This window comes from Thiopseudomonas alkaliphila, assembly GCF_001267175.1.
Taxonomy (GTDB): domain Bacteria; phylum Pseudomonadota; class Gammaproteobacteria; order Pseudomonadales; family Pseudomonadaceae; genus Oblitimonas; species Oblitimonas alkaliphila.
Window position 1 is genome coordinate 1,159,866 of record NZ_CP012358.1, and the last position, 26,113, is coordinate 1,185,978.

Here is a 26,113-nt window from a genome sequence, read left to right on the forward strand (position 1 = left end):
GTGAGTGATTTAAACGCATTAATTTTAGCGGAAGTACGTAATGGCGTTGGGCATTTAACTCTCAATCGTCCCCAAGCTTATAACGCACTGAATTTAGCCATGGTGCGTTTATTGCAACAGCAACTCAAGGCTTGGGCCAATGACTCGGCCGTACGCGCGGTAGTGTTACGCGCCACAGGTGAGAAAGCATTTTGCGCCGGCGGGGATATTCGCGAACTCTACGATAATCACTTATCTGACAGCCAACTGAATGAAACTTTTTTCAGTGAGGAATATGCCCTTGATTACTTTATCCACACCTATCCCAAGCCTTTTATTGCCTTGGTCGATGGCCTAGTGCTAGGTGGCGGTATGGGCTTGGTGCAAGGTGCTAAATACCGTTTAGTCACCGAAAAAGCCAAACTGGGTATGCCAGAAGTGGCGATTGGTTATTTTCCAGATGTCGGCGGTAGTTACTTCTTGTCTCGCCTACCCGATGAAACCGGTACTTATATGGGCGTCACCGGTAATAGTGTGTCAGCAGCTGATGCCTTAGCTCTAGGACTGGCTGACTGGTACCTTGCTCAAGAGCAAATCGCTGAATTTGATCGCTGCTTAGACACTATGCAATGGGGGCAATCAGCCAACGAGTCAATTCGTAGCCTGCTAGAGACCCTCGCCTCTAAACAACTCACTGGCTCGACCCTGCAACCTTTGCGCTCTTTGATTCAACAGCACTTCAGCTTTAATAGCTTGGCTGAAATTGTTGATTCACTGAGTAAAGAGCCAAATCCTGAGCACCAAGGCTGGGCCAACGCCACACTTGACACACTAAGATCTCGCTCACCGATGGCCATGGCCGGCACACTTGAATTATTACGTCGCGGTAGACAGCTCAGCTTAGCGGACTGCTTTCGCTTAGAGTTTCACCTTGATTGTCAATGGTTTGATAAAGGTGACTTTATGGAAGGGGTGCGCGCATTAATTATCGATAAAGATAAAAATCCACAGTGGAACCCAAGCTGCATCGAAGAATTACAACAAGAACAAACAGACGCTTTATTTGCCGGCTTTAGACCAAGCTCCGAGGAATAAAGCGCGTAGGAGTTAAACAATGCAAGACCTTGATCTCACAGAAGAACAACGCATGATTCGGGATATGGCACGTGATTTTGCCAAATCGGAACTGATTCCAAATGCAGAACAATGGGAAAAAGAAGGTTGGCTGGATCAGCAAGTCCTCAAGCAAATGGGAGAGCTAGGCTTTTTAGGCATGATGGTACCTGAAGAGTGGAGTGGTTCCTACATTGACTACACCTGCTACGCCCTAGCAGTTGAAGAAATCGCCCGCGGCTGCGCAGCTACGGGCGCTGTAATGAGTATTCATAACTCCGTAGGCTGCGCGCCTCTTTTGCGCTGGGGCACTGAAGAGCAAAAACAGCAATGGTTACCCAGTTTAGCCACAGGCGAAATTATCAGCTGCTTTTGTTTAACCGAACCACAAGCGGGCTCTGAAGCGAATAACTTACGCACCAAAGCCGTCGAAGAGGGTGATTATTGGGTAGTTAATGGCAGTAAGCAGTTTGTTAGTAACGCCAAACGCGCGGGACTGGCTATTGTGTTTGCCGTCACCGATCCTGATTTAGGCAAAAAAGGCTTATCGGCTTTTTTAGTGCCTACAGATACACCAGGTTTTGAAGTTGAGCGTATGGAGCACAAGATGGGCCTTAAAGCCTCAGACACCTGCGCCGTTAGCTTAATTAACTGCCGTATCCCTAAAGAGAATATGCTCGGACCACGGGGCAAAGGCTTAGCTTTGGCTTTATCAGGCTTAGAAGGTGGTCGTTTAGGCATTGCCGCACAAGCGCTGGGCATTGCCCGCGCAGCTTTTGAAGCAGCTTTAGTATATTCGCGCGATCGCGTGCAGTTTGGAAAACCGATTGCTGAGCACCAAAGCATTGCCAATATGCTGGCAGATATGCACACCCAAATTAATGCCGCCCGCCTCATGGTTTTACATGCCGCTAAATTACGTACTGCTGGCCTGCCCTGCTTAAGTGAAGCGTCACAGGCAAAATTATTTGCCTCTGAGATGGCCGAGCGCGTCTGCTCCATGGCCATTCAAGTCCATGGCGGCTATGGCTATTTAGAAGATTATGCTGTGGAGCGTCACTATCGCGATGCCCGCATCACCCAGATCTATGAAGGAACCAGCGAGGTGCAGCGCATGCTGATTGCCAGACAGCTGGCTGACTATCCTTTGTAGTAACTGCAACACCGTTACACTTTAGTATCATCCCACGAAAAAACCACCAAGCAATTGGTGGTTTTTTCGTTTCTTGCCTAAGCACTCGCCTTATCAGCAACTGACGCTGATTAATTCTCCTGCTCTTTAACTCGCATCTCTAAAATAAACTCACATGGATTTATTTAACCAATAAAAAAGGCCATCCGCATGGATGGCCTTTTCTAACGCTACGCGAGGTAGAAAGAATTACATCATTCCGCCCATACCACCCATGCCGCCCATATCAGGCATAGCTGGCATTGCGCCTTCTTCTTTAATGTCGGCAATCATAGCTTCAGTAGTGATCATTAAACCACCGATAGAAGCGGCTGCTTGCAGCGCAGAGCGAGTTACTTTAGCTGGGTCAAGGATACCCATAGCGATCATATCGCCGTACTCACCGCTGGCAGCGTTAAAGCCGAAGTTACCTTCGCCGTTTTTAACTTTATCAACTACCACGCTTGGCTCGTCACCGGCGTTAGAAACGATCTGACGTAACGGTGCTTCAACTGCACGGCGCAGTAAAGCAATTCCTACGTTCTGATCTTCGTTGTCGCCAGTTAGGCCTTCAATGGCTAACAGTGCGCGTACTAAAGCCACACCACCACCAGGCACTACACCTTCTTCAACCGCAGCGCGAGTAGCGTGTAACGCATCTTCAACGCGGGCTTTTTTCTCTTTCATTTCAACTTCAGTTGCTGCACCCACTTTGATCACTGCCACACCGCCGGCTAATTTAGCGAGACGCTCTTGCAGTTTCTCTTTGTCGTAGTCAGATGAAGTTTCATCGATTTGCTTACGAATCTGTGCCACACGGGCTTCGATATCCGCTTGTGCACCTGAGCCATCAATCACAGTGGTGTCGTCTTTGTTGATCACAACACGCTTAGCTTGACCTAAGTGCTCTAATGTTGTGGTGTCTAAGCTTAGACCCACTTCTTCAGAAACTACGGTACCGCCAGTTAAGATAGCAATGTCTTGCAGCATAGCTTTACGGCGATCACCGAAGCCAGGCGCTTTAACCGCTGCCACCTTAACAATGCCGCGCATGTTGTTCACTACTAAAGTCGCTAAGGCTTCACCTTCAACATCTTCAGCAATAATTAACAGTGGACGACCTGCTTTCGCTACAGCTTCAAGTACTGGCAGTAACTCACGGATGTTAGAGATCTTCTTATCCACTAATAACAGTAAAGGATCTTCTAACTCTGCCACCATGGTGTCAGGTTTGTTGATGAAGTAAGGCGACAGGTAGCCACGATCAAACTGCATACCTTCAACCACAGACAGTTCGTTCTCTAAACCGGAACCTTCTTCAACAGTAATAACACCTTCTTTGCCTACTTTTTCCATCGCTTCGGCAATAATGTCACCGATTGAGGAGTCAGAGTTTGCAGAGATAGTACCGACTTGAGCAATGGCTTTAGAGTCAGCGCAAGGCTTAGCTAAGCTTTTAATTTGCTCAACAATAGCAACGGTTGCTTTATCAATACCGCGCTTTAAGTCCATTGGGTTCATACCCGCTGCAACTGCTTTTAAGCCTTCGTTAACAATGGCTTGAGCCAGTACTGTAGCAGTAGTGGTACCGTCACCCGCTTCATCGTTCGCTTTAGAAGCAACGTCTTTAACCAGTTGCGCACCCATGTTTTCAAAGCGATCTTTCAGTTCGATTTCTTTCGCTACTGAAACACCATCTTTAGTGATTAACGGAGCACCAAAACTGCGCTCTAAAACCACGTTACGACCCTTAGGGCCAAGCGTTGCTTTAACGGCATCTGCCAGTACGTTAACACCTGCTAGCATTTTAATGCGGCCAGCGTCGCCAAATTTCACTTCTTTAGCAGCCATGAATCTATTTCCTCAAAAGTTTGCAAATAAACTAAACGTAGTGGTCTGTAAACTTAGGCTTCGATTACTGCGAGAATTTCGCTCTCGCTCATTACCAATAAGTCTTCACCGTCTACTTTTACGGTGTTGCTGCCTGAATAAGGGCCAAAGACTACCTTATCGCCTACTTTTACCGCTAACTCGCGAATATCGCCATTCTCCAGAACGCGACCGGTACCCACGGCTACGATTTCGCCTTGGTTGGGTTTTTCAGCCGCAGAACCTGGCAGCACGATACCACCAGCGGTTTTAGTTTCTTCTTCACTACGGCGGATTACCACACGGTCATGCAGAGGACGAAGCTTCATTGTCGATCTCTCCCAACAGATTTATTTACACACTAAATTGATGGTTATCATCAATTGGTTTAGTTAAAAATCTATCAGCACTTAGATGCTAATAGAGCGCTCGCTAAGCGAGCTGAAAACGGCGTTCTTCACTATTGTTTAGAACTTGGTCTATAAGATGGGGGCCACTTTTTTAATTTCAAGGGTTCAATTCATCTTTTTTTGTAAATGGCTCATCGGCTCGCTGAAACTCACCTTCTAGCACCGCTGGCTCTGTTTCTGCGGCTCTATGGGATTGTTGTCGTTGGCGATCATTGGCATCTTGTGCCCGCGCAAAACGTTGTTCATCAAGCTGCTGCTCGCTGCGCTGCACCACCCAGTCCATGACCAAGCCACGCATAAAGGGTAGCAAACACAGCACTCCCAAAAAATCACTGATAAAGCCAGGGATCAAGAGCAATACGCCACCGACAGCCATTAATAAGCCATTAAGCATTTCACGCTCAGGTGGCAACCCTTGCATTAACCGTTCACGGGCCCGTAATGCAGTCGCTACGCCAGCCACACGAATCAGAGTAATCCCTGCAATGGCTGATAAAATAATCAACAATATCGTCGCCAGCACGCCAATCTTGCTGCCCACTTGGATCAACACCACCAGCTCTAAAATCGGAAACAATACAAACAAAAAAGAAAACAAGCGCATTCAGTTACATCCTGCTTTAGCGTTAAGTCATAGTGGTTAATGGAGCCAAGCACAGGCTTATTCAAGCACCATCAACCATTTTTTTGTATCTGCCAATACCACAGAATCAAAATTAAGGTTGGCACGCCCAAACTGGCGCTGATCATAAAAAATTGCTGGTAGCCGAAATGCTCAACTAACACTCCTGAATAACCGCCGACTAAACGAGGTAAAAACAGCATCAGTGAACTTAGCAATGCATATTGGGTAGCCGAGAATTTAAGGTTAGTTAGGCTTGACAAGAAAGCAACAAAGGCTGAAGTAGCCAAGCCCATACTGAAGCTATCTAAACTGACAATTAACATCAGTAAATGTAAATTAGTGCCAGCGCTAACCAATGCGGCATAAAATAAATTGGTGATGGCTGAGGTAATTCCACCAATAAATAGAATCGGCATCACCCCAAAGCGAAAAATCAGCACGCCGCCCAAGCCTGCGCCGAGTAAAGTCATAATCAAGCCAAAAACTTTTGTTACGCCCGCGATCTGATCCTTACTAAAGCCTTGATCCAGATAAAATACGTTGGCCATCACCATGGTTACGGTATCTGACATCCGGTAAGTCGATACCAGCCCTATCAGCAACAGTGCTTGCCAACGGTAACGCAACACAAAATCAGTAATTGGAGTCAGCACTGGCTGCAAGCCTGTACGGCCCATTCTCGATAAGCACAACCCACTTAAGATCAGGTACAACAGTGCGCGGAGTAATGCGCGGTCTTCTTTGATCAAGCCCAGCCAACTTAGCTCACCATTAATCACTCGCATAAAATCAGTATTAAAGAGCTGGGTTGCTAGTGCCGGCAATGAAACCAGTAACACCACTAATACCAATACCGAAAGTAACTGATGCCCTAAGCCATACACCGATTGGGTGTAACCCAGCTCGGCACTTAATGCGGGTTCTTTCATCCACAGCGTGGTCAGCAATCCTGGCAGCATTAGCAAGGCAAAAATTAAATAGGTGCTCGCCCAAGCCGCATGACGATAATCTAGCCCCGTTGAACCAAACCATTCCGCCAAATACAAAGGTCCTGCAGTAGCTAGTAAAATCGCAATCCGATAACCCGCCATATAACTAGCCGCCATTGCCGCCTGACGTGATTCATCCGCAATTTCTAGTCGATAGGCATCTACCGCAATATCCTGGGTAGCGGAAGCAAAAGCCACTGCAACTGCCAACGCAATCAGTTCGGCCAAGTGAGTTTTGGGATCACTTAAGGCCATCCCGGCTAAACTAATGGCGATCACCAATTGAGAAAAGACCAACCACGATCGACGGCGTCCCAAGCGCCCAATAATCGGCAAACGCCACTGATCCAGCATCGGTGACCACACCCACTTAAAGGCGTAAGCCAAACCAATTAAGCTGGCATAACCAATGGTTTCACGCGCTACCCCCGCCTCACGTAACCACACCGACAGAGTGGAAAATACCAGCATATAAGGTAGGCCGGCGGAAAAGCCTAAAAATAATAAGGCCAGAGCCGCTGGGTTAGCATAAGCTTCTAGCGCTCCACGCCAGGCCTTACTCGACATTGATTTGCTTCATTAAACTTAGATCCATCATTGTATTGCCCTTACTCAAGGCGACCGGCGCACCACTCAACATGCGCTAAACATACGCGGTCTTGGGTTATTACTACACCTTCTTGCTGCAACCTTTGCCGCTGTATCCGCCCCGGCTCAGTTGCACTCGATAAGCTAAGCTTACCGCCTGCTGCCACTACCCGGTGCCAAGGTAAAGAGCTATCAGAGGGTAATTGACTTAAAGTAGTTCCCACCCAGCGCGCGGCACGCCCTAAGCCTGCCAACTGGGCTAACTTACCATAAGTCATCACTTTGCCAGGAGGGATAGCCTGTAAACTGGCAAATAGCATAAACTGCTTTTGCTCTGTCGTCAGTTTTTGTCGTGGCATTGAACCTCATTCGCCTCCATTACTCTTAGTCTTAAATTTATACCCTAAAACCACTCCCTTATGCTTAGTTATTACCCTTTGTCTTACCTTAAATATGGTTTGTTATTCTGCGCCACACTGCTTAGCCAGTTAAGTCATGCTGACACTGTCTGGTTAAAAAACGATGATCGCCTGACCGGTACTATTGTTGTGTTAGATCGTGGCAAGCTTTTACTTAAAACCGATTACGCTGGCACCATTACCTTAGATGTGGCCAAAATCTCAACTCTTGAAAGTGATCGTCCACTCTTGGTCAAACCATCAGTTAACGCCTCACAACAAGCTAAATCCCTTAAGCGCGGGCCAGAAGGTAGCGTACAGCTAGTTAACGGTGAACAACCCATCACCTTAGCTCTGGAAAACATCTATCAAATGATGCCACCTAAACCCTTAGTTGAAGATTTTTATCTCAAGGGCAATGTGCACCTGTCGGCTGACTATAAAAAGAAAGAAAGTGACGTAAAAGATTACAGTGTTGCGGTGAATAACGAGCTTCGTCATGGACGCTGGCGGCACCTTATGGCACTAGAATATGACCATGAAATTAAAAATGACAGTAAAAAGACTGATACGCTCGACTTACAATACGATCTTGACCGTTTTATAAGCGAGCAATGGTTCTGGAAAGGCAAGGCGAAATACGTCAACGACAAACTAGAGGATTTGCGCAAACAAGAAACCCTAGGTACCGGCCCTGGTTATCAGTTTTGGGATAATGAGCTGGGCGCCTTTTCTCTCACTACATTATTTAATCACCATCATTATAAATACGCCGATCGCACTCTGAAAAAATTTAACTCTGGCACCCTAAGCTGGAACTACAACCGTTATTTTTTAGCCAAAACCCTTGAGCTTTACAGCACTGGCGAAGTCGGTAAGCCCTTTATTAGTGAGGTGGATTACATTCTAGATCTTGAGGCAGGTGCCCGTTACAAGGTGAATAGCTGGGCTTCTCTGACCTTAAAAACCGAGTGGGATAAAATCGCTAGCAAACACGGCAACTTAAATGATCGCCGTTACCTGATCGGGGTTGGGGTTGGCTGGTAACCCCAGTCAACTTCTAGCCGTTGCTTATTTAGTGCGATAAAAAAACCCATAACTTTGCAGTTATGGGTTTTTTCTTAGACTGGCGTAATCCAGCAACAAAGCAACTTATAGCGCTGCTTCTAGCTCTGGGACCACGTCAAATAAGTCAGCCACTAAGCCGTAGTCTGCTACCTGGAAAATAGGCGCATCTTCGTCTTTGTTAATGGCGACGATAACTTTAGAGTCTTTCATACCTGCAAGGTGTTGAATCGCTCCAGAGATACCTACTGCGATGTATAGTTGTGGTGCAACGATTTTACCGGTTTGACCCACTTGCATATCGTTAGGTACAAAGCCTGCGTCAACTGCGGCACGTGAAGCACCCACAGCGGCACCGATTTTGTCAGCCAGCTTATACAGCATTTCGAAGTTTTCGCCGTTTTGTAAACCACGACCACCTGAAATAACTACTTTAGCTGAAGTGAGCTCTGGACGATCTGATTTAGCTAGCTCTTCACTTACAAAGCTAGAGATGCCTGCATCAGCAGCATTGGTCACTTCCTCAACAGCAGCAGAACCACCTTCAGCAGGCGCTGCATCAAAACCTGTTGCACGTACAGTGATCACTTTAATTGGTGCTGAAGATTGAACGGTAGCAATAGCGTTACCTGCATAGATAGGACGCTTGAACGTATCAGCGCTTTCTACTGCAATGATCTCAGAGATTTGATCAACGTCTAATAACGCAGCAACACGTGGCAGTACGTTTTTACCGGTGGTGGTTGCCGGAGCCAAGATGTGGCTGTAAGCCTTACCTAAGTCAGCAATCAGTGGCGCAACGTTTTCAGGTAACTGATGACCGAAAGCAGCGTTATCTGCTACCAGCACTTTGTTAACACCTTCAATTTTCGCAGCTGCAGCAGCTACCTCGGCACAACCTGCACCCGCTACTAAAACATCAACATCACCACCAATAGCTTTGGCTGCCGATACAGTGTTCAGGGTAGCGGCACCCAGAGCAGCGTTAGTGTGATCTGCAATAACCAAAATAGCCATTAGATTACTTTCGCCTCATTTTTTAATTTATCAACTAACTCAGCAACATCTTTCACTTTGATGCCCGCGCTACGCGCTGCTGGTGCTTCAACCTTTAAGGTTTTCACTGTTGATGCAGTAGAAACACCTAGGTCAGCTACGCTGAGGGTTTCTAACGGTTTTTTCTTCGCTTTCATAATGTTCGGCAAAGAAGCGTAACGTGGCTCATTTAGACGTAAGTCAGTGGTTACGATTGCTGGCAGATTTAGCGCAACAGTCTCTAAACCACCGTCGATCTCACGTGTAACATTCACTTTATCGCCAGCAACTTCTACTTTAGAAGCAAAAGTACCTTGCGCATAACCAGTTAATGCACCCAGCATTTGACCTGTTTGGTTGTTATCGCTATCAATCGCCTGCTTACCTAGCATGATGATTTGCGGCTGCTCTTTATCAACCACTGCTTTTAAGATTTTAGCCACTGCTAAAGAGCCTAGCTCTTCTTCAGTTTCAACTAAAATCGCGCGGTCAACACCTAAAGCTAATGCCGTGCGTAACTGCTCTTGGGCAGTACTTGGGCCAATAGAAACTGCAACAATCTCCGTAGCTACGCCCTGCTCTTTCAAGCGGACGGCTTCCTCTACGCCGATTTCACAGAATGGATTCATTGACATCTTGACGTTGGCTAGATCAACACCCGTATTGTCCGCTTTAACACGTACTTTAACGTTGTAATCTACCACTCGTTTGACAGCTACAAGAACCTTCATGGATTCCTCGTTATCTCCGGTGAGTAAAGAAATAGCCAAGCACACATGCTATTGGCCTGATATTCAGTGCAAGCTACTCCGAAATAGAGTAATACATGCAAAAATCTAAAAAATTTGAGTTATCTTGAACGTAACCGCTTACGGGGTCAACACAGAACACGCTAAAAGACCCTGTACAACGACTATTATTAATGAGTTTCTCACAAAAATTCAAACGATCGTTTATATTGGATACACTCTACAGCCTAGCTATAATGCAGAACAAGGCTTTGAAACCAGGTTTTTCTTTAGTTTACGTCAAAACTTATAGTATATTTACCTATTAGACTAAAGACTTTTACTAGATGCTGGCTACAGATTAAAATTACTTATAATTCTAAATCATTGTGACGAGGAGACGCTTGTGGAACGCGAATACATGGAATTCGACGTGGTTATTGTTGGTGCTGGCCCTGCTGGGCTTTCCGCAGCTTGCCGACTAAAACAGAAAGCCAACGAAGCTGGGCAAGAGCTTAGCGTCTGTGTGGTAGAGAAAGGCGCAGAAGTCGGTGGCCATATTTTATCAGGTGCCGTGTTTGAAACTCGCGCGTTAGATGAGCTCTTTCCTGACTGGAAAGAACTGGGCGCACCGTTAAACACTCCCGTCACCCGTGACGATATTTATCTACTGAAAAACGCTGAAAAAGCGCAAAAAGTGCCGAACATGTTTGTGCCAAAAACCATGCACAACGAAGGCAACTACATTATCTCAGCCGGTAACCTGTGCCGCTGGTTAGCGCAACAGGCTGAAAACCTTGGGGTTGAAGTATACCCAGGCTTCCCAGCTTACGAAGCCTTAATCGATGAAAATAACGTAGTACGCGGAATTCTCACCGGTGACATGGGGGTTGATCGCGACGGTAACCACAAAGCCGATTACGTACCCGGCATGGAATTACGTGCTAAATACACGTTCTTTGCTGAAGGTTGCCGTGGCCACATCGGTAAGCAGTTAATCAAGCATTATGGCTTAGATAGCGAATCTGATCCTCAGCATTACGGTATCGGAATCAAAGAAATTTGGGATATTGATCCAAGCAAACACGAGCCAGGTTTAGTGGTGCACACTGCTGGCTGGCCATTGGATGATGAAAACCCAGGTGGTTCTTTCCTCTATCACATTGAAAACAACCAAGTAGTAGTGGGTTTAATTGTTGACCTGTCTTACAGCAACCCACACTTATCGCCATTTGATGAGTTCCAACGCTACAAACATCACCCGGTGGTAAGTCAGTACTTAGAAGGCGGTAGCCGTGTTGCCTATGGTGCGCGTGCAATCACTAAAGGTGGCTTTAACTCCTTACCTAAAATGGTCTTCCCAGGTGGCGCACTCATTGGTTGTGATTTAGGTACGCTTAACTTTGCCAAAATTAAGGGTAACCACACCGCCATGAAGTCCGGCATGTTAGCTGCCGAAGCTGCAGCTGAAGCCTTACTTGGCGGCAGCGAAGGTGGTAACGAGTTAACGGGTTATGTAGAAGGCTACAAAAACAGCTGGTTATACGATGACCTGTACCGCAGCCGTAACTTTGGTGCAGCTATTCACAAGTTTGGTGCCTTTGTTGGTGGTGCCTTTAACTTTATCGATCAAAATATTTTTGGCGGTAAAATCCCTGTTACCCTGCGTGACACCAAGCCAGACTATGCTCAGCTGAAAAAAGCCTCTGAAGCGAAGAAGATTGACTATCCAAAACCAGATGGCAAGCTCAGCTTTGATAAGCTCAGCTCAGTGTTCTTGTCCAATACGAGCCATGAAGCCAACCAGCCCGTGCACTTAAAACTGGCTGACCCCAGCATTCCGTTAGACAAAAACCTACCTTTATATGATGAGCCAGCACAGCGTTACTGCCCGGCTGGCGTATATGAAGTGGTAACTAGCGATGATGGCGATAAGCGCTTCCAGATCAACGCTGAAAACTGCGTACACTGTAAAACCTGTGATATTAAAGACCCATCACAGAACATCACCTGGGTTACTCCAGAAGGTGGCGGCGGTCCTAACTATCCCAACATGTAATGGCCTAACGCCGTTACCGAAAAAGCCAACCCTAGGGTTGGCTTTTTTATTGAGCGATTAATCCGCTGAGAGTGTCAGTTCTCGCGTTGTTGCTGCTGCACAAAGGTTACAAACTCTGCTAAATACTCTTTTAAGCGCTGCCGTAATACGTCATTAATAAGGCGCCCATCCGCATCAAATTCTTGCTCTGCTAAAGAAACCAGCACTCGCTTGCCACACCAAGGGATTGCGCCTAAAAAACGTAAAACTGAAAGCCAAGCATCTTGCGCCAAGATGGTGCCAAAGCCACCAGTAGAAGCCCCAATAACGCCAAAAGGCTTGCCCGCAAATACCTGTGGCACATCCGCTGGCGGCCGCGAAGCCCAGTCAATCGCATTTTTAAATACACCCGGGATGCCGTTGTTATATTCAGGGGTTGCCAAAATAACCCCATCAGCCGTAGCAAAAGCCTGTTTTAAGCTAATCACCGCCTCAGGCAATCCCAACTCTGCTTCTAGATCAGCATTATATAAAGGAATATTTTCAATGGTTCTGAGCTCAAGGGTTGCTCCTTCCGGCATCAGTTCTAGCGCCGCTTGCAGCAAATGATGGTTATAAGACCCTTTGCGTAAACTTCCTACCACACCTACGATATGCACCATCTTCATTCTCCGTCATGGGTTAGACGGAGATTAGAGTGTGGTTTAGGGCAGAAGTTAGGATGGGGTTATTCTTTGTGGCTATTAAATATTAGAATTTGCAATATAAAAGCCCGCAATTAAGCGGGCTTTAGGATGTTTTAGCTATTTAATGCCTAGCCATGCAGACGTGGAATCACTCCCACTCTATTGTAAATGGTAGAAAAAACCCGTTAAATTACAACAAGTTACAAAGCAAAGCAGAAGCAATGCCATGAATAGTACCATTTTCAGTTTAAAAGAGAAAAATATGGTCAATCTACGTTAGGCACATTGCAGCACAGCCAACTCACTCGCCTCGGCTTATACTCGCCGCCCCTTCGTAGATAAATGGTGAAGGCAGTAGGTCACCCCTGATACAGCCTTGCCGTGCTCATGCTGCCTCAAAGGGCCTATGTTAAACCTACCAGCATATCAAACAAAGCATTATCTATACTCCTAGGTTTTGCCTCGGACTCTTATGCGAACCTGTCGGCACAAACAAAAAGGCGGTCACCGGACCGCCTTTATTCAAACTCAAAGCATCAGCCGCACGCTTGCCGCAGCATCCCGACCGCTGTCTTGAAATCCTCCTGCGTCGCTCGGCCGGTTTCCGCTTGGTAATACACAATTGTGAACATATTCATCACCGCTTCCGACAGTTGGCAAATCCGCTGTGCATCTGCCTGGTCTATGAACTCCAAGGAAGAAAGAATATCAGCTGCTTGCTGTACTGCTCGGCTCGCTTCGTTAAACTGTTGTACTGTCATGATTCACCTCATGGGGTGTTGATTGAAAGTGCCGGGCTGGGTGCCACCAGCCCGGTGCGTCATTACTGATTAAGACCAGCAGCTTCTGCGAAGGGTGATTGCTCAGTCTTAAAGTCCGGTTGTCGCTTGATAGATACAGGCCGCTCCGGGACTGGGTCTTCCCGATTCACAAAGGCCGCAACCTCCGCCTCATAATCGACCGTTTCTTCTCCTGGCGTTTCAACAAGGGCCGCAAGTGCGGCCAGGTCTTTAGCTTTCATCACTTAGTCCTTTTTGTTCACAAACGCTGCTACTTCATCTGAATACTCATCAGATACGCCGCTGATGCTGTTGCCGCTGAATTCATGACTGGTTTCGGCCTCTACTGGCTCGTCGATGCTTGCGCGAATTGATGCCGCTAGCTTGCCACCTGCTGTATCCGCTACACGCTCTTTGAAGCCTTCCGACACTTGGCCACCTATGCCTTTTGCCAGCTCGCTAGCAGTGCCAACAGCCATTTTTGCAGCATGACCGAAACCGCCGCCATCACCGCTGCCGCTTTTGCCGCTTTCTTTCATGGAATCAGAACTGCCAGCAGCTTGCTGTCCTTTCATTGTGTCTGCGCCTTGGTCTGGTTGAGTGCTGGCTGAGCCGCCACCTGAGCCACCGGAGTCACCACTTGAACCATTAAAGCCAGCTGCTTCAGCAAAGGGCGATACGTTTTCACTAGCACCGCTGCCCGCTCCGACAGTTTCAATGCTGACCATTGCGCCTGAACCACTTGAACCACTACCACTTTCAGCAGCTGCAGCACCGGCTTTTTCGAAAGCAGCTTTAATTGCTGAAGCACCGCCTGCACTTGATGTTACCACTCCCATTGCAGCCTTCCCTGCCATGGCAACACCACCCATAGCCATGCCTGCTGCTGCCATACCTGCACCCATCACCGCCCCAGCCCCAAATGAACTACCCGCCGAAGCCGCCGCGCCACCGCCAGGAATCAAGCCCGCCATGACATTCGGAATCGTATTGACAAGAATCACCAAGACAAGCGAAACAACAAAAATCACCAGCAGCTCATCCATTGAAGCTTTAGCAGCAAGACTTGTGTGATAACCGTCAATAATGGATACAGCGATACCGACTAGCAGCGTCATTGTCATTAGCTTCAATGCAATACCTGCCACGCTTCTAAAGTAGTTCAGCGCAATATCCGAAGTCCACCGCGCACCACCGAAGCCCAGGACAAACACACCGGCATAGGCAAGCACCCAGGCTGTTACAAGGGCTAGGAGCACGTTAGCAGCGACCACTGCCATGCAAGCAAGAATTGCCAGGGTAGTCAGAAATATCGACAAGTTATCAATTGGACTTGTTACGCTGTACGACTTCGCCGCTTTTCCAATAATGTCAAACGCAATATCAATGGGCGTTGACGGGTTCAGTCCACGGCCCAGCCCGGACGCTTCCGAGCCTATCGTTCTCAACGAATTGATAATATCCATAGCGAAGCTTGGTCCGTTCATCAGCAGCCACCAGAAGAATCCAGTGAACACCGTAAACCTCACAAACTCCGCAAAGAACTCGCCAATGTCGGCCTTGCGCAAGGCCATCATGCCGAACGTCCAAACCATAGAAATCACAACCAACGTCCAAAACAACCAGGTAGCATGCCCGGAAATCGTTCCCGACCAACTTGAACTTGCATTAAGAAATCTATCTGATACCTCATTCAAAACCCCGCCTCTTTCAATCGCTGCAGCTGCAGACTGAGAAAGGAATACCAGCACCGACCCAAAAACCAAACGTAATACAGTTTTCATATCAGTACTCCTTGCTCTTAGAGCGATCAACAGGCGTTTCTAACCCCTTATAAATATCGGGAATACCTTCTTTCGGCTGCTCTGGTTCAGGCTTCCCACACCCTGCTAGGGTTGAAGAAAAAACAAGGACGAATATGCACATGATTTTTTTCATATCAGTACTCCTTACTTTTCGAGCGATTCACTGGCTCTTGCAACCCTTTGTACAGATGCTCATGCGCTGCTCGCTCGATTGCCTCACGGTCTGCATCCGCCTGCATTTTTGCGCCCACGGCTGTTTGCTGGGCAAGTAAAATGCCGCGAATTTGCAGGAGCTGGTTTGCCTGCTGGCTGGCAAGCTGATTAGCGAAGCCAAGGGCTTGCATCTGTCCTTCTGCACTCTGCGCTGCACCCTGCAAACGCTGAAGCTGCCCGGCATCTTTCTGCAATGCTTCTTGCTGATTACGAACGGTTTTCAGCAAATCATCATTTGCCTTTTTTCTGCTCTCGCTCGCCAGCTGCCGATTTTCATTCATGGCGTTCCATTCTGCTTCTGTACAGCCGCCGCTGCCGTTGAAACACGGGCTGCTGCGGTAGTAAGCAACGTCCTGGAACTTGGCTAGATAGTTGTCAAGGCTGCCCAGTCGATTCTGGTAAAACGCTAAAGTGTTTTGAGCCTCGATCAGCTTGTTCATGGTCGCTTGCGCCTGGTCCCAGATATATGCAGCCGGGGCCATAGTGTTTTGCAGCATGTTTTCATACTGCTGCAGCTGCGTAGCGTATTGCTCAATCTGCTTTTGATACTGCTCAACTTGCTTCAACGTCTGTGCAACAGACTCAAAAGCAGTCACTGTTGTTTGAATAATGTTTGCAGCATCAATAGTTGGAATACCCGCATAAATTGGGGTAGTGATGCCAGTTGCGAGCGCAACGGCAAGTGCGGTTTTAGCCGCTAAAATACGAACACGATTCATACCGAGTACCTACAGTAAAGTAATTAGACTTGTTGGCTAATCTGCCCCACATCTGCTGTGGGTTGGGTCTTTACTGTGACAGTTCGCCTTTGACTGTCATGGCACCCTGACCTTAGCGACACCGTTACGCCCGGCCTTATTTATTTAGCTTCGGTGTATGTACTGCTAGTTGTTACTCGCTCTCACTCCAAGGGTTAATCACTTTCAATCCCGCTGCTTCAAACGGGCTTGTATCTCTTGTTGCAACAATAAAACCGCCTTCGTGCGCTGTTGCTGCTATTACTGCATCTGCAGCTGCAATGCCGCTACCGGACTTTTTAGCAGTTGCAAGCACCTCTGCATAAGCTCTTGTGCATGACATATCAAACGACAACACACGCCCTGCAAACAACGGCAACAGCCTTTCTTCAATCCTTGAACTAAGCAGTTTTTTACGCTTGCCATCCGGCATCAGCGCAGCACCTGCGCGAATCTCCGCAACGGTCATTGCAGACAAATACAGCGTCTCAAGTGGCTGGTCATTCAGCCAGGCCAAAACACGCTCATCAGCCTTTGCCCGGAACTGTTCAGATAGAACATTTGTATCAAGCAAAATCATTAAAAACTCACAGCCCGTGCCGGTGAGTGGTCGCGTTCAAAACCTGCTGCTTCTTCATCAGTCAGTTTTACTTCACGCCCGATTTCGCCCAACAAATTGCCCAACTTGACGCGCCCTTCAGGTTTTACTGCCTGCTCAAAAATGGCCAGCATTTCCGCCTGGAGTGATCTGCCGTGTTGTGCTGCTCGGACTCGAATCGCTCTGTGTACCTCTTCGGGAACGTCCCGAACTGTTACTGCTCGCACTCCCATAATCAAACCCTCCTAATGTAGTCTATGCTTTCAATTATATGAAACGCTTTCAAAGGTAGCAAGCGCCTTTGTATTTTTGCCAGGCGGTAGCCGATAGCCTCGCAGAGCAGGATTCACGTTGAGCGCCGAAGGTGCGAATAAGTGTAAGTGAAGAGACCACCATGCTTGCATGGTGGGCCTACTTCACACATCCTGCCCGCTGCTCAGCTGTTGTTTCCTCGCAACCCCATTATTCAATCTCTCACTACCTTTGCACTTTTACCTTTCATTTGCCGTTGCCAAGGCTATAACAGCGTTATAACGCGCTCCAATGAGCACTAGCAGCGCTGTAGTAGTGGCCCAATAGCGCTGAAATAGCGCACTTATAGCGTTCTCGAGCTGATCAGAAAAATATGAAAAGAACGAGAAAAGCAAGGTTATACGCCAAGAAAAAATCCGTCATGGCCTGTCGCCTATCTGCTGGTGATTATCTGCATGCCACCTCCCGCTCAGCCCAATTGCATTTTTCATACAGGCAGCCTATTGACACTTGAGGGGCATGGATCAGGCGCACTATTGACACTTGAGGGGCACAGCACTGCAGGCGACCTTGCGTCCCTTCTCTTGGCGTTCAACCATCGGCCTATGGCCGATTGATAAAGCCCAAACGGGCTTTATCCATAAAAGGAGTGGTCACTCGCATCCAGCGAGGGATAACTCCTTCTGGATACCCTGAAGTATCCTGAATATACTGCTAAACCCTCAAAAAATCGGGCCGCTGTGACACGCCTTCGGGCCCCTGTGACACGCTATCGGGCCCCTGTGACACGCTTTACCCTGTTCTCAACGTCTACTTCGATACCGACCTCAGCCAAACCGTTAGCATCCTCTCTTATCCGCCGCCGATAATTACGCAGGGTCATGCTATCGATTTTTTTACCACCTACAGCGCAAAGCAGTGTGTCCAGATGCCATCCACCAACTGGAACGCTTCTATGCGTAAATACATGGCGAGCAACCGCTTGGCTGATTCCATGCTGCAGTCTGGCAATAGGCCCCGGCGAGTAATACAGAGACAAGTCCCTTTCCAGCAAGATGACCAAGGCTACGCCCAGCCGCACACGCCATAAATTACGCTCACCACCGGTAAGAGGATCATGGCGAGACATGGGTGACGGAATAACGTGGTCTATCAATCCTCCAATGATGCTGCTGCCAGACCGTTCCAGCTCCGGTGTTACAATTTCTACCGTAGCAGCCCGCAGATCAGCCAGTAGTTTCTGGATACGACCATGGCTGTACTGGTGATCAGATAGTGTTCGACGCAGTTTCGCTGGGTCAACTAGCAGCTCGATACCACCATCTGATATTTCTCGACGCCGTTCAGCTACATACAACATGGACTCCACAACATCTGCGTGACGCTGGCCTAGCCTGCCAGTTACGCGGCATCTTCCAAATCCAGTCTCCATCCACTGGCCTGCTCGCTCTCGCGGGCGTTGGCTGGGCTGATAGATCATCAATCGGGCCTGCAATGCGGTACTGGTTGGAACAACCTGGTTACCAGTTGTCATTGCCGCTCCTCGCGACAGACTTTAGTTTCGCAGACGGTTGGTATCTCTGACGCTCAAGCACAGCTGGCTTGAGCACACCGCCTTCGTGGCGTCTAAGCCAGCATTCCTTAAAAGGTGCACCGTAATTTGCTTTGCTGACACCGTATCGGACGAAATACCCTCTCTGGCTATCTTCAACACCCCATGTCTCGGCTTCTGACTGGGTCATACCTGACAGATATGACTGCCAGCGGATGTTATCTACCAGAACCGACGATCCCCGACTGGCCTGTTGCTGGTCGCCAGAGCCCGAGGCGGATGCACTTTTGTTGGCATGATGTAAAAACACAATAGCGCAGCCGGTCTCAGCGGCTATCGCCTCCATGCGTCCAACGACCTGGGACATCGCTCCACTGGCGTTTTCCTCTTCGATATGGAAACGCCTAAGGGTATCGAGGATCATCAAGCGACGACCCCTTGCAGAGCGTTTTAGAGCATCAAACCAGTTCGCAGCCAAGATATTGGGGCATTTTCCAATTAACGGCTCAATCAACAAGCCATCGGCCACGATCTGCCTTTGCTCGGTTGTTAGGTATGCACCAAGAGCATGCAGGCGATGGTGGATGGCTGTGGGCGGATCTTCGGCGGGCAAGTAAATCACCAAACCAGTAGGCAGTTCGCCTATACCCAATAGATCGGGGCCACCGGCAATCTGGGCTGCCAACTGCAAGGCAAGCATGGATTTACCCGCACCTCCTGGCGATACAATCGCACCTACAGTACCAGCCACCATATTTGGCAAAACGTAATCCAGGGGTGGCGGCTGCTCAGTAAAAGCAGCCATAAGGTCAAGTGCCATATCAGCCCCTCGCATCGCCAGGGCGGGCTGCCTGGATACCTGACGACTTACGTGCATCAATCCACTCTTCGACTTCCGACAAATCCCATGCAACGTTTCTGGAAGTGAGCGCGATACGGCGTGGAAACTCTCCACGCTGCTCCAAGTTGTAGATGGTCCTCGACGAGAGCGGAATGATCTCTAGGAGCTTTTTTCTGTTGATGAGTGTTTTGCTAGTTATAGATTGCATGATCCGACCTCCTGTTGCTTACGGATGCCCTATCCTGCCTAGCAATTCATATAGAGACAGCCTTATACTTACCCAAAAAGGTTGACACTATGAAAAAAGAACAAACTATTACTATTTGTGAAGGATGCGACCCCAACATCTCAAAAGCCATCAAACGCTTTCAGGGGCGTTGGCGCCCCTACTCCATCGCTTCCCGACGCTACCACATCAGACGGTTAATAAAAGAAATCATTGATCCTGCTGTAGCCAGCTACATGAAAACTCTGCCAGCGCACTACTCAGGCTTCGTAGCTGGTGCCGGGACAGGAATAGCCTTCAGTGAGATTATCCGATTAGTCGGATTTGATTCGATGGTTCAACTGCAGCGACAGTTGCTACGCCAATTCATCAAGACAGAAGACAGGCAGGACTCAAGGGATCAACGCTTTGTTGCAACCATAGAAACACTAACCGGCCTGGTTTGGGACTGCGCATGCAAACGTCCTAAAAAATCTACTGTCAAAACAGGTGTCAATTTAAACGCGCAACGTCAGCATGGCTTTTGTGATCTATGTGGAGAACTGACCGAGTTCGCCAGCTTCATGGCAACGGCCGCTGATGATCAAATCAATGACGTAGAGCTGCAAGAACGCAAGAAACTCGAACTCAGCCATCAATACTGTGCCGAGCACAAACCTATCCTGTCTGACGGCAGTCGGAACCCTGCCTATCGGCAAGCAAAGCGATCTCTCAAGCAATTCAACCTCGAGCTTGATCGGCTTAGTCGTCAGTGCGTAAAGCGCACCACCCCGCAAGCAGCCTCAGGCGACCCTCTGGTGGATCGTTATTTCCATCAGTACATCTTGGCTCAGACCTTACAACCAGCCGACAAAGGAGAACTGCGCAACCAGGCGCGGCTAATGGTGGACCTGAAGCTATCAGATCGCAAAAAACAAATTCTGATACTTCAATGGGATGGGCTCAATCAGTCGGAGATCGCTCGACAACTGGGCATCGAACGACAGACGGTGTCAAAGGCGCTGAAGTCGTTGGCCTCGATACCCTTGCTACTCCAACTGAAAAGGTAAAACACCAAGGGAAATTTTAGCGGCTAAAATTTCCTGACTCGGATTTAGCCCAAACTCTATCAGACAGAAAACAACCAAGGCAGATGTTCGATTTACTCATATACATTGAGTCGCAGCCACTCGGTTGATACTGAAAGGGCACGACCCAATGCAAAGTAACGATGCACGAAGAAATCCTTATCGATTCTACTCAGCTTGTATACCTGGAAGCTTCTTGAGAACGACTGTATTAACGTTTTCATCGATACCGATTTTGAAAGGAAAAGAATCACGTTTAAAGAGAGAGCTGTGGATTTCAACCTCGATTCGAAGACTCCTGCTATCACTGCAATTACTTAGATGAAACACCCCCGCATACGAGCCAACGGTCGTTCTTGCAATCGCGTTCAGCTGGTCATCAGTCGACGTATTTTCCATCGAGAGAAAAACTGCGGTTAAAGCAGCCCCAAGCTTAGGCCGAAGTAAAAGATCCTCATCGACACGATGATTCGGAGCAATTTGCTTCAGTGCTGAAATAACATCAGCGTAGTTGCTTTCTATACTACTTACGCATGACTGGCTGAACGTTGCCGCAACAGCTGCAGCTAGCTCAGGTTTGCTCTTGTCTTTTGACTTATCATCAAAATAATTTTCGATTGCTCCACGCCGCAAAAAAAAACATCCAAGTTGAGCAAGCGCGTCAATTAACACTTGGAAACGGGTAGCAAGACCTGAAGCAGCTTCACCCGCTGATGCATCGAAAGTTTCTGGTTCAGTTAGCAGACGCGCAAGAGTTACACGCTGAAGGCTTTTCGATTTAGAATCACCACTTGACCAGTCTTCATACGTCTCCGCAGCCGCTGATACAGCAACATTGTGATTCTTGATGAACTCCGACAGATCGGTACGCAAGTTCCTATCTAAGTCTATGATAGACCTCTGCCCGATGCTCTCAGCAACTGATGATGCTGCAGGCTGGTTACTGAAGTCTCGAACCAGCGTATTATCATCCGCTAAAGCATCCAAATCTGCGAGTACAGCAACATGCTTACCCATCAAGCGAAACAGTTTTGCCGCCTCCACGAACTCGCCTTTACCTGTCACCGGTAAAATCTGAGCGTTGCGAGCCAACAGACGTTGATCCAATCGACTAGCGAGCTGGGTAGCAATGATTTCGTCGCTAGGCCCTTCTACCAATAGCACGCGCTCAGCAAACATCGCCATACGATGAGTAGCACTGAGTCGAGCTATCAATGCCGAAAGCTTGGTGCGCTTTAGAATATCGTCATTTGTTTTGACTTGTGCAGGAGCTCTAAACGCAGAGCTGAAGAATGCGATCGACGGCAACTCGCGCAATGACTGCAGAGACACCATAGTCGTCGAATGAGTTGCAATAACAATAAGCTTCTTGTTCGTGTCGCAAGGATCTCCAGCAACGCTCCGCATCTCCTCAAGAATGAAGGCCTGATGCTGAGGATGCAATGAGATTTCAGGCTCGTCTATCAATAGCGCACCAATTTCATCATTATGGATGGCTGCTAGCAGGGCAATTAATTGGATGATACCACTAGCCTCATGGTTTGCCGCATACGTACTGCCACCTAGCAATGAAGCAATTTCAACAGTTAATCCTGACTGCGACCAACTCAACTCAACACTTCGATCAAACAGCTGTTGTAGTCGTGCCTCAACCTTCAGGCGTAGATCTGCTCTTTGATTTAGTGCTAGCAAAACTCCCGTAATCGACTCTAGATCCCACCACTGACTTTGAAAGTAAGTTTGGCCCACAGCGGCATTCTCTGATTCTATCGAGTTTGGATGGTCGACCGCTGACCGGTATCGCTCCATCGGGCTAGTTCGCCCTGCCGAGAGAAAATGCACTTTGCGCGTCGCCCCAAGAATCCCTGATGATGCCACAGCATTTTTGATCGCACGCAATGCACGTGTTTTGCCTGTTCCGTTCGGGCCTACCAGTATCGTCAAGCCAGGTTGAACCTCAATAACACCCTGACTAGGCGCTTGTCCTACCAAATCGATATTAACCACCAAGGGCCAATTTTGATCATCTGACATATGTTATCTCTCGCTATTTTTCGATATGGAGCCCCTAAATGGGCGATTATGTTTGTACTCACTCATCTGCTCACATTGTTCCCACTCAGCCTAAAGTGCTCGAACAAAAAACGTATCGACAGACGACTGGCCGCATACAGTAGTTGTGAGTTCGGCTCTATCTCACCCGACAAGATTTACCGATTCCCTTCGTATTCAGTGGCAATCTCAACGAACACTTCCGCTAGTCCACTCATCAATCATATCTGCCCAATCCTGCAACATAGCCGCTCGCTGCTCCCGGTACTCGGCCTTGTTGTAAACAGCTCTCACGCCCTTTTGTTCATGCGCCAGACACTTCTCAATCCAGTCAGTGTTGTAACCAGCCTCATGCAACAAGGTACTGGCAGTACGACGCAGATCATGCGGTCCGAACTTGGCAAGCGATTTACCATCTTTTTGCGCTGCTTTGTAAGTCCAGTCGAGCACCCTGTTGATGGTGCTGGAAGCCGTCGGCTGCTCAGTGTTGTACCTAGATGGCAACACAAAATCAGAACCACCAGCAAAAGTTTTTAGAGCAATAAAAATATCCAGTGCCTGCCGTGAGAGAAACACTAAATGTGGCTTGCGGCGTTTCATCCTTTCCTTTGGGATCGTCCAAAGCGCTTCAGTAAAATTGACTTCATCCCAGGTTGCGTTATTCAACTCGCCCTTGCGCACCATAGTCAGCAACAGCAGCTTGGCGGCGGCGCGATTTGTTGGGCTTGTACCCACCCGCTCCAGGTAGTGGTACATCAAACCAATTTCTTCTGGCGTCAACGCTCGGTCACGCGGCTCAAAACGGGCAATACTGCTTGGTCGCACCAATTCAGCCGGGTTTTCAATCTTCTGTCCGCGCTCGATTGCCCAGCGGAAAACATGAAGCACTACTTCACGCGCATGAACTGCTGTCGCAGGTGCACCTCGCTCGACTATGCTGTCAGTCAATGCCCGCAAGTCTTCATGAGTAATTTCGCTCAGCTTTTGATTGGAGAATTTCGGCTTCAGCTCACGCTCATAAACTCCTCGACGCATATCGCGAGTCGAGTCTGCCATCTGGTATCCCCTTAGCCATTTTTCAGCCCAGGCACCAAATGTTTCCGCATCCTTGACTCGTGCCTTGTCTCGAGCTTTTTCTCTGGCCGGAGACTTTCCTTCAGCGATCATCTTTTTGGCGTCGCCTAGCTTTTCACGAGCTTCAGCCAAAGTAATGCCACCAGAGCCATAGCGACCGAAGGTGATGGTTTCCTGCCTGCCATTGATCGAGTAGTTATAACGAAACGAAACAGTTCCTGCGGGTGTAACGGCTGCATAGAGCCCATCCCGGTCATTCACTTTGTAGAGTTTGTCTTTAGGTTTTAGATTTCGCAGCTTGGTATCGGTCAGCATATGCCTTGTCCTTCTTCCGTTATCGATACCATGCTGAAAACTTGAAAGTTATTGCATATTTTATCTATATAAAACAGTAACTTATAGAAATCCAATACCATGCTCATACAAGAAAGTGCTGCATGGTACTAAAACTGCTCATGGCATCGTTCGGCGATAGTACCAGTTTTAATACCATGCTAAAACAGTGCTTACCGCTTCCCTCTATTGCCAGATAGTGCCAAACAAAATCAAAAAAAGCCCGTAAAATCACGGGCTTAGAGTCGCTTAATGCTTTTAGATGCCTGGTCATGCCAGACGTGTAATCATTCCCACTCGATAGTCGCTGGTGGTTTACTTGACACATCATAAACCACGCGGGAAATACCCTCGATTTCATTAATGATTCTGCCAGAGACTTTCTCCAATAAATCATAGGGTAAGTGCGCCCAACGGGCGGTCATAAAGTCGATGGTCTCTACTGCACGTAGCGAAACCACCCACGCATAACGGCGCGCATCGCCTACTACACCCACAGATTTAACCGGCACAAAGACCACAAAAGCTTGACTGGTTTTATCGTACCAACCGGCATTGCGTAACTCTTCAATAAAAATATGGTCTGCTTGGCGTAGCAAGTCGGCGTATTCTTTCTTAATCTCACCTAAAATCCGCACGCCTAGGCCAGGCCCTGGGAATGGGTGGCGATACACCATGCTTTCAGGGAGGCCAAGCTCTACACCCAGTTTGCGCACTTCATCTTTGAACAATTCGCGTAGTGGCTCAACCAGTTCAAACTTCATATCTTCAGGTAAACCGCCGACGTTGTGGTGCGATTTAATTACCTTAGCTTTACCGTGCTTAACCGCCGCCGATTCAATCACATCCGGATAAATCGTACCCTGCGCTAAGAAGTCGATGCCTTCAAGTTTGCTCGCTTCTTCATCAAAAACCTCAATAAAGGTGCGACCAATAATTTTGCGTTTTTCTTCAGGATCAGTAACACCTGCAAGCAGCCCTAAAAAGCGCTCTTCAGCATCTACTCGGATTACCTTTACGCCCATATTCTCGGCAAACATCTGCATCACCTGATCGCCCTCGCCTAAGCGCAGCAAACCATGATCCACAAACACACAGGTTAATTGATCGCCAATCGCACGGTGTAATAACGCCGCTACTACGGATGAATCTACCCCGCCCGATAAACCTAACAACACCTGCTTATCACCGACCTGAGAGCGGACGGTAGCAATGGCATCATCAATAATATTGCTTGGCGTCCATAACGCCTCACAACCACAAATGCGCTGCACAAAGCGAGCTAAAATTTCATTGCCTTGGGTGGTGTGAGTGACTTCTGGATGGAATTGCACGGCGTAGAATTGACGCTCTTCGTTAGCCATGGCCGCAATCGGGCAGCTAGGCGTGCTGGCTAAGGTGACAAAACCTTCTGGCAACACCGTAACCTTATCGCCATGACTCATCCACACGTCCAAGTTAGCACCGTCATCGCGAATGCCGTCTAACAACGGACTATTGGCGGTAACTGTTACTTGCGCCGAACCAAACTCACTGGCAGCAGAGCTTTCTACCTTGCCACCTAACTGCTCAGCCATGGTTTGCATACCGTAGCACACGCCCAATAGCGGTAAGCCTAGCTCAAACACATACTCAGGCGCTCGCGGGCTGCCCATTTGGTGCACTGACTCAGGGCCACCGGACAGAATAATACCGCGTGGATCAAACTCACGGATTACCTGCTCTTCGATATCAAACGGATGAATTTCGCAAAACACGCCTAAGCTGCGAATGCGACGAGCAATCAATTGAGTGTATTGGGAACCAAAGTCCAGCACGAGGATGCGATGGGCGTGGATATCTTGAGCAGTCATCGGAGTTATCTCAAAAATAAATAAAAGTCTAAAAGAC

At 48.2% G+C, this 26,113-nt stretch carries 26 protein-coding genes; 5 read left to right on the forward strand and 21 right to left on the reverse strand.

The genetic code is table 11. From position 1 onward, the window contains the following. Together AKN87_RS05550 and AKN87_RS05555 are read left to right on the forward strand one after the other, a co-directional pair. Window positions 1-1,074: an enoyl-CoA hydratase/isomerase family protein gene (locus AKN87_RS05550; RefSeq protein ID WP_053102743.1), complete on the forward strand. Its 1,074-nt coding sequence runs from the start codon at window positions 1-3 to the stop codon at window positions 1,072-1,074. 19 nt (window positions 1,075-1,093) lie between these two features. After that, the gene (locus tag AKN87_RS05555; protein WP_053102744.1) at window positions 1,094-2,245 is read left to right on the forward strand and encodes an acyl-CoA dehydrogenase family protein; all 1,152 of its coding nucleotides are present in this window, start codon (window positions 1,094-1,096) and stop codon (window positions 2,243-2,245) included. Between the two features lie 228 nt (window positions 2,246-2,473). On the opposite strand, the gene groL is transcribed toward AKN87_RS05555, so the two are convergent. The 5 genes from groL to AKN87_RS05580 all read right to left on the reverse strand — a co-directional run bounded on the left by groL (window position 2,474) and on the right by AKN87_RS05580 (window position 7,103). Continuing rightward, on the reverse strand, window positions 2,474-4,114 hold the full coding sequence (gene groL / locus AKN87_RS05560) for a chaperonin GroEL (RefSeq protein WP_053100136.1): 1,641 nt from the start codon (window positions 4,112-4,114) through the stop codon (window positions 2,474-2,476). Window positions 4,115-4,167: 53 nt separating this feature from the next. After that, complete coding sequence (locus tag AKN87_RS05565) at window positions 4,168-4,461, reverse strand: co-chaperone GroES (RefSeq protein WP_053100138.1); 294 nt, start codon at window positions 4,459-4,461, stop codon at window positions 4,168-4,170. A gap of 178 nt (window positions 4,462-4,639) precedes the next feature. Then, window positions 4,640-5,146: an FxsA family protein gene (locus tag AKN87_RS05570; RefSeq protein ID WP_053102745.1), complete on the reverse strand. Its 507-nt coding sequence runs from the start codon at window positions 5,144-5,146 to the stop codon at window positions 4,640-4,642. Window positions 5,147-5,217: 71 nt separating this feature from the next. After that, window positions 5,218-6,723: an AmpG family muropeptide MFS transporter gene (locus tag AKN87_RS05575; protein WP_053102746.1), complete on the reverse strand. Its 1,506-nt coding sequence runs from the start codon at window positions 6,721-6,723 to the stop codon at window positions 5,218-5,220. 41 nt (window positions 6,724-6,764) lie between these two features. Beyond that, window positions 6,765-7,103 carry an MGMT family protein gene (locus tag AKN87_RS05580; protein WP_053102747.1) on the reverse strand — a complete coding sequence of 113 codons (339 nt, stop codon included), beginning with the start codon at window positions 7,101-7,103 and terminating at the stop codon, window positions 6,765-6,767. Between the two features lie 78 nt (window positions 7,104-7,181). Here AKN87_RS05580 and AKN87_RS05585 point away from each other — a divergent pair, with 78 nt between their 5' ends. Then, window positions 7,182-8,189, forward strand: a complete 1,008-nt coding sequence (locus tag AKN87_RS05585) for a DUF481 domain-containing protein (RefSeq protein WP_231692570.1) — start codon at window positions 7,182-7,184, stop codon at window positions 8,187-8,189. A gap of 105 nt (window positions 8,190-8,294) precedes the next feature. Here the strand turns inward: AKN87_RS05585 and AKN87_RS05590 are convergent, their stop codons facing one another. Both AKN87_RS05590 and AKN87_RS05595 read right to left on the reverse strand, forming a co-directional pair. Further along, on the reverse strand, window positions 8,295-9,224 hold the full coding sequence (locus AKN87_RS05590) for an electron transfer flavoprotein subunit alpha/FixB family protein (RefSeq protein ID WP_053100149.1): 930 nt from the start codon (window positions 9,222-9,224) through the stop codon (window positions 8,295-8,297). Then, window positions 9,224-9,973, reverse strand: coding sequence for an electron transfer flavoprotein subunit beta/FixA family protein (locus AKN87_RS05595; RefSeq protein ID WP_053100152.1), 750 nt, complete (start codon window positions 9,971-9,973; stop codon window positions 9,224-9,226). Before AKN87_RS05595 ends, AKN87_RS05590 begins: the two co-directional genes overlap by 1 nt. A gap of 403 nt (window positions 9,974-10,376) precedes the next feature. Between AKN87_RS05595 and AKN87_RS05600 the strand changes: the two genes are divergently transcribed. After that, on the forward strand, window positions 10,377-12,029 hold the full coding sequence (locus AKN87_RS05600) for an electron transfer flavoprotein-ubiquinone oxidoreductase (protein WP_053100154.1): 1,653 nt from the start codon (window positions 10,377-10,379) through the stop codon (window positions 12,027-12,029). 74 nt (window positions 12,030-12,103) lie between these two features. Here the strand turns inward: AKN87_RS05600 and AKN87_RS05605 are convergent, their stop codons facing one another. From AKN87_RS05605 to AKN87_RS05650, 11 genes are all read right to left on the reverse strand, one after another. Beyond that, window positions 12,104-12,670: an NADPH-dependent FMN reductase gene (locus AKN87_RS05605; protein ID WP_053102748.1), complete on the reverse strand. Its 567-nt coding sequence runs from the start codon at window positions 12,668-12,670 to the stop codon at window positions 12,104-12,106. A gap of 560 nt (window positions 12,671-13,230) precedes the next feature. Further along, window positions 13,231-13,455: a type I toxin-antitoxin system ptaRNA1 family toxin gene (locus AKN87_RS05610; RefSeq protein WP_053102749.1), complete on the reverse strand. Its 225-nt coding sequence runs from the start codon at window positions 13,453-13,455 to the stop codon at window positions 13,231-13,233. Between the two features lie 62 nt (window positions 13,456-13,517). Then, on the reverse strand, window positions 13,518-13,715 hold the full coding sequence (locus AKN87_RS05615; RefSeq protein ID WP_053102750.1) for a hypothetical protein: 198 nt from the start codon (window positions 13,713-13,715) through the stop codon (window positions 13,518-13,520). A 3-nt stretch (window positions 13,716-13,718) separates the two neighbouring features. After that, on the reverse strand, window positions 13,719-15,257 hold the full coding sequence (gene trbL, locus AKN87_RS05620) for a P-type conjugative transfer protein TrbL (protein WP_053102751.1): 1,539 nt from the start codon (window positions 15,255-15,257) through the stop codon (window positions 13,719-13,721). Window position 15,258: 1 nt separating this feature from the next. Further along, entirely contained in the window at window positions 15,259-15,411 is a 153-nt protein-coding gene (locus AKN87_RS12300) for a hypothetical protein (protein ID WP_158487776.1), read from the reverse strand. 1 nt (window position 15,412) lies between these two features. Next, on the reverse strand, window positions 15,413-16,210 hold the full coding sequence (trbJ, locus tag AKN87_RS05625) for a P-type conjugative transfer protein TrbJ (RefSeq protein ID WP_053102752.1): 798 nt from the start codon (window positions 16,208-16,210) through the stop codon (window positions 15,413-15,415). 172 nt (window positions 16,211-16,382) lie between these two features. Next, window positions 16,383-16,808 carry a type II toxin-antitoxin system VapC family toxin gene (locus tag AKN87_RS05630; RefSeq protein ID WP_053102753.1) on the reverse strand — a complete coding sequence of 142 codons (426 nt, stop codon included), beginning with the start codon at window positions 16,806-16,808 and terminating at the stop codon, window positions 16,383-16,385. Beyond that, entirely contained in the window at window positions 16,808-17,059 is a 252-nt protein-coding gene (locus tag AKN87_RS12495; protein ID WP_053102754.1) for a FitA-like ribbon-helix-helix domain-containing protein, read from the reverse strand. Before AKN87_RS12495 ends, AKN87_RS05630 begins: the two co-directional genes overlap by 1 nt. A gap of 788 nt (window positions 17,060-17,847) precedes the next feature. Beyond that, window positions 17,848-18,612: a hypothetical protein gene (locus AKN87_RS05640; protein ID WP_053102755.1), complete on the reverse strand. Its 765-nt coding sequence runs from the start codon at window positions 18,610-18,612 to the stop codon at window positions 17,848-17,850. After that, a complete protein-coding gene (locus tag AKN87_RS05645) occupies window positions 18,599-19,450 on the reverse strand; it encodes a helicase RepA family protein (RefSeq protein ID WP_053102756.1) in 852 nt (283 codons plus the stop codon). Before AKN87_RS05645 ends, AKN87_RS05640 begins: the two co-directional genes overlap by 14 nt. Window position 19,451: 1 nt before the next feature. Next, window positions 19,452-19,679, reverse strand: coding sequence for a helix-turn-helix transcriptional regulator (locus tag AKN87_RS05650; protein ID WP_053102757.1), 228 nt, complete (start codon window positions 19,677-19,679; stop codon window positions 19,452-19,454). 89 nt (window positions 19,680-19,768) lie between these two features. Between AKN87_RS05650 and AKN87_RS05655 the strand changes: the two genes are divergently transcribed. After that, on the forward strand, window positions 19,769-20,746 hold the full coding sequence (locus tag AKN87_RS05655) for a LuxR family transcriptional regulator (RefSeq protein WP_053102758.1): 978 nt from the start codon (window positions 19,769-19,771) through the stop codon (window positions 20,744-20,746). 186 nt (window positions 20,747-20,932) lie between these two features. On the opposite strand, the gene AKN87_RS05660 is transcribed toward AKN87_RS05655, so the two are convergent. From AKN87_RS05660 to guaA, 3 genes are all read right to left on the reverse strand, one after another. Continuing rightward, window positions 20,933-22,798 carry an ATP-dependent nuclease gene (locus tag AKN87_RS05660; RefSeq protein ID WP_053102759.1) on the reverse strand — a complete coding sequence of 622 codons (1,866 nt, stop codon included), beginning with the start codon at window positions 22,796-22,798 and terminating at the stop codon, window positions 20,933-20,935. Window positions 22,799-23,005: 207 nt separating this feature from the next. After that, complete coding sequence (locus tag AKN87_RS05665; RefSeq protein WP_053102760.1) at window positions 23,006-24,205, reverse strand: tyrosine-type recombinase/integrase; 1,200 nt, start codon at window positions 24,203-24,205, stop codon at window positions 23,006-23,008. A 305-nt stretch (window positions 24,206-24,510) separates the two neighbouring features. Then, window positions 24,511-26,076 (reverse strand): glutamine-hydrolyzing GMP synthase, encoded by a 1,566-nt coding sequence (gene guaA, locus AKN87_RS05670; protein ID WP_053102761.1) that lies wholly within the window; start codon window positions 26,074-26,076, stop codon window positions 24,511-24,513. Window positions 26,077-26,113: the final 37 nt, after the last annotated feature.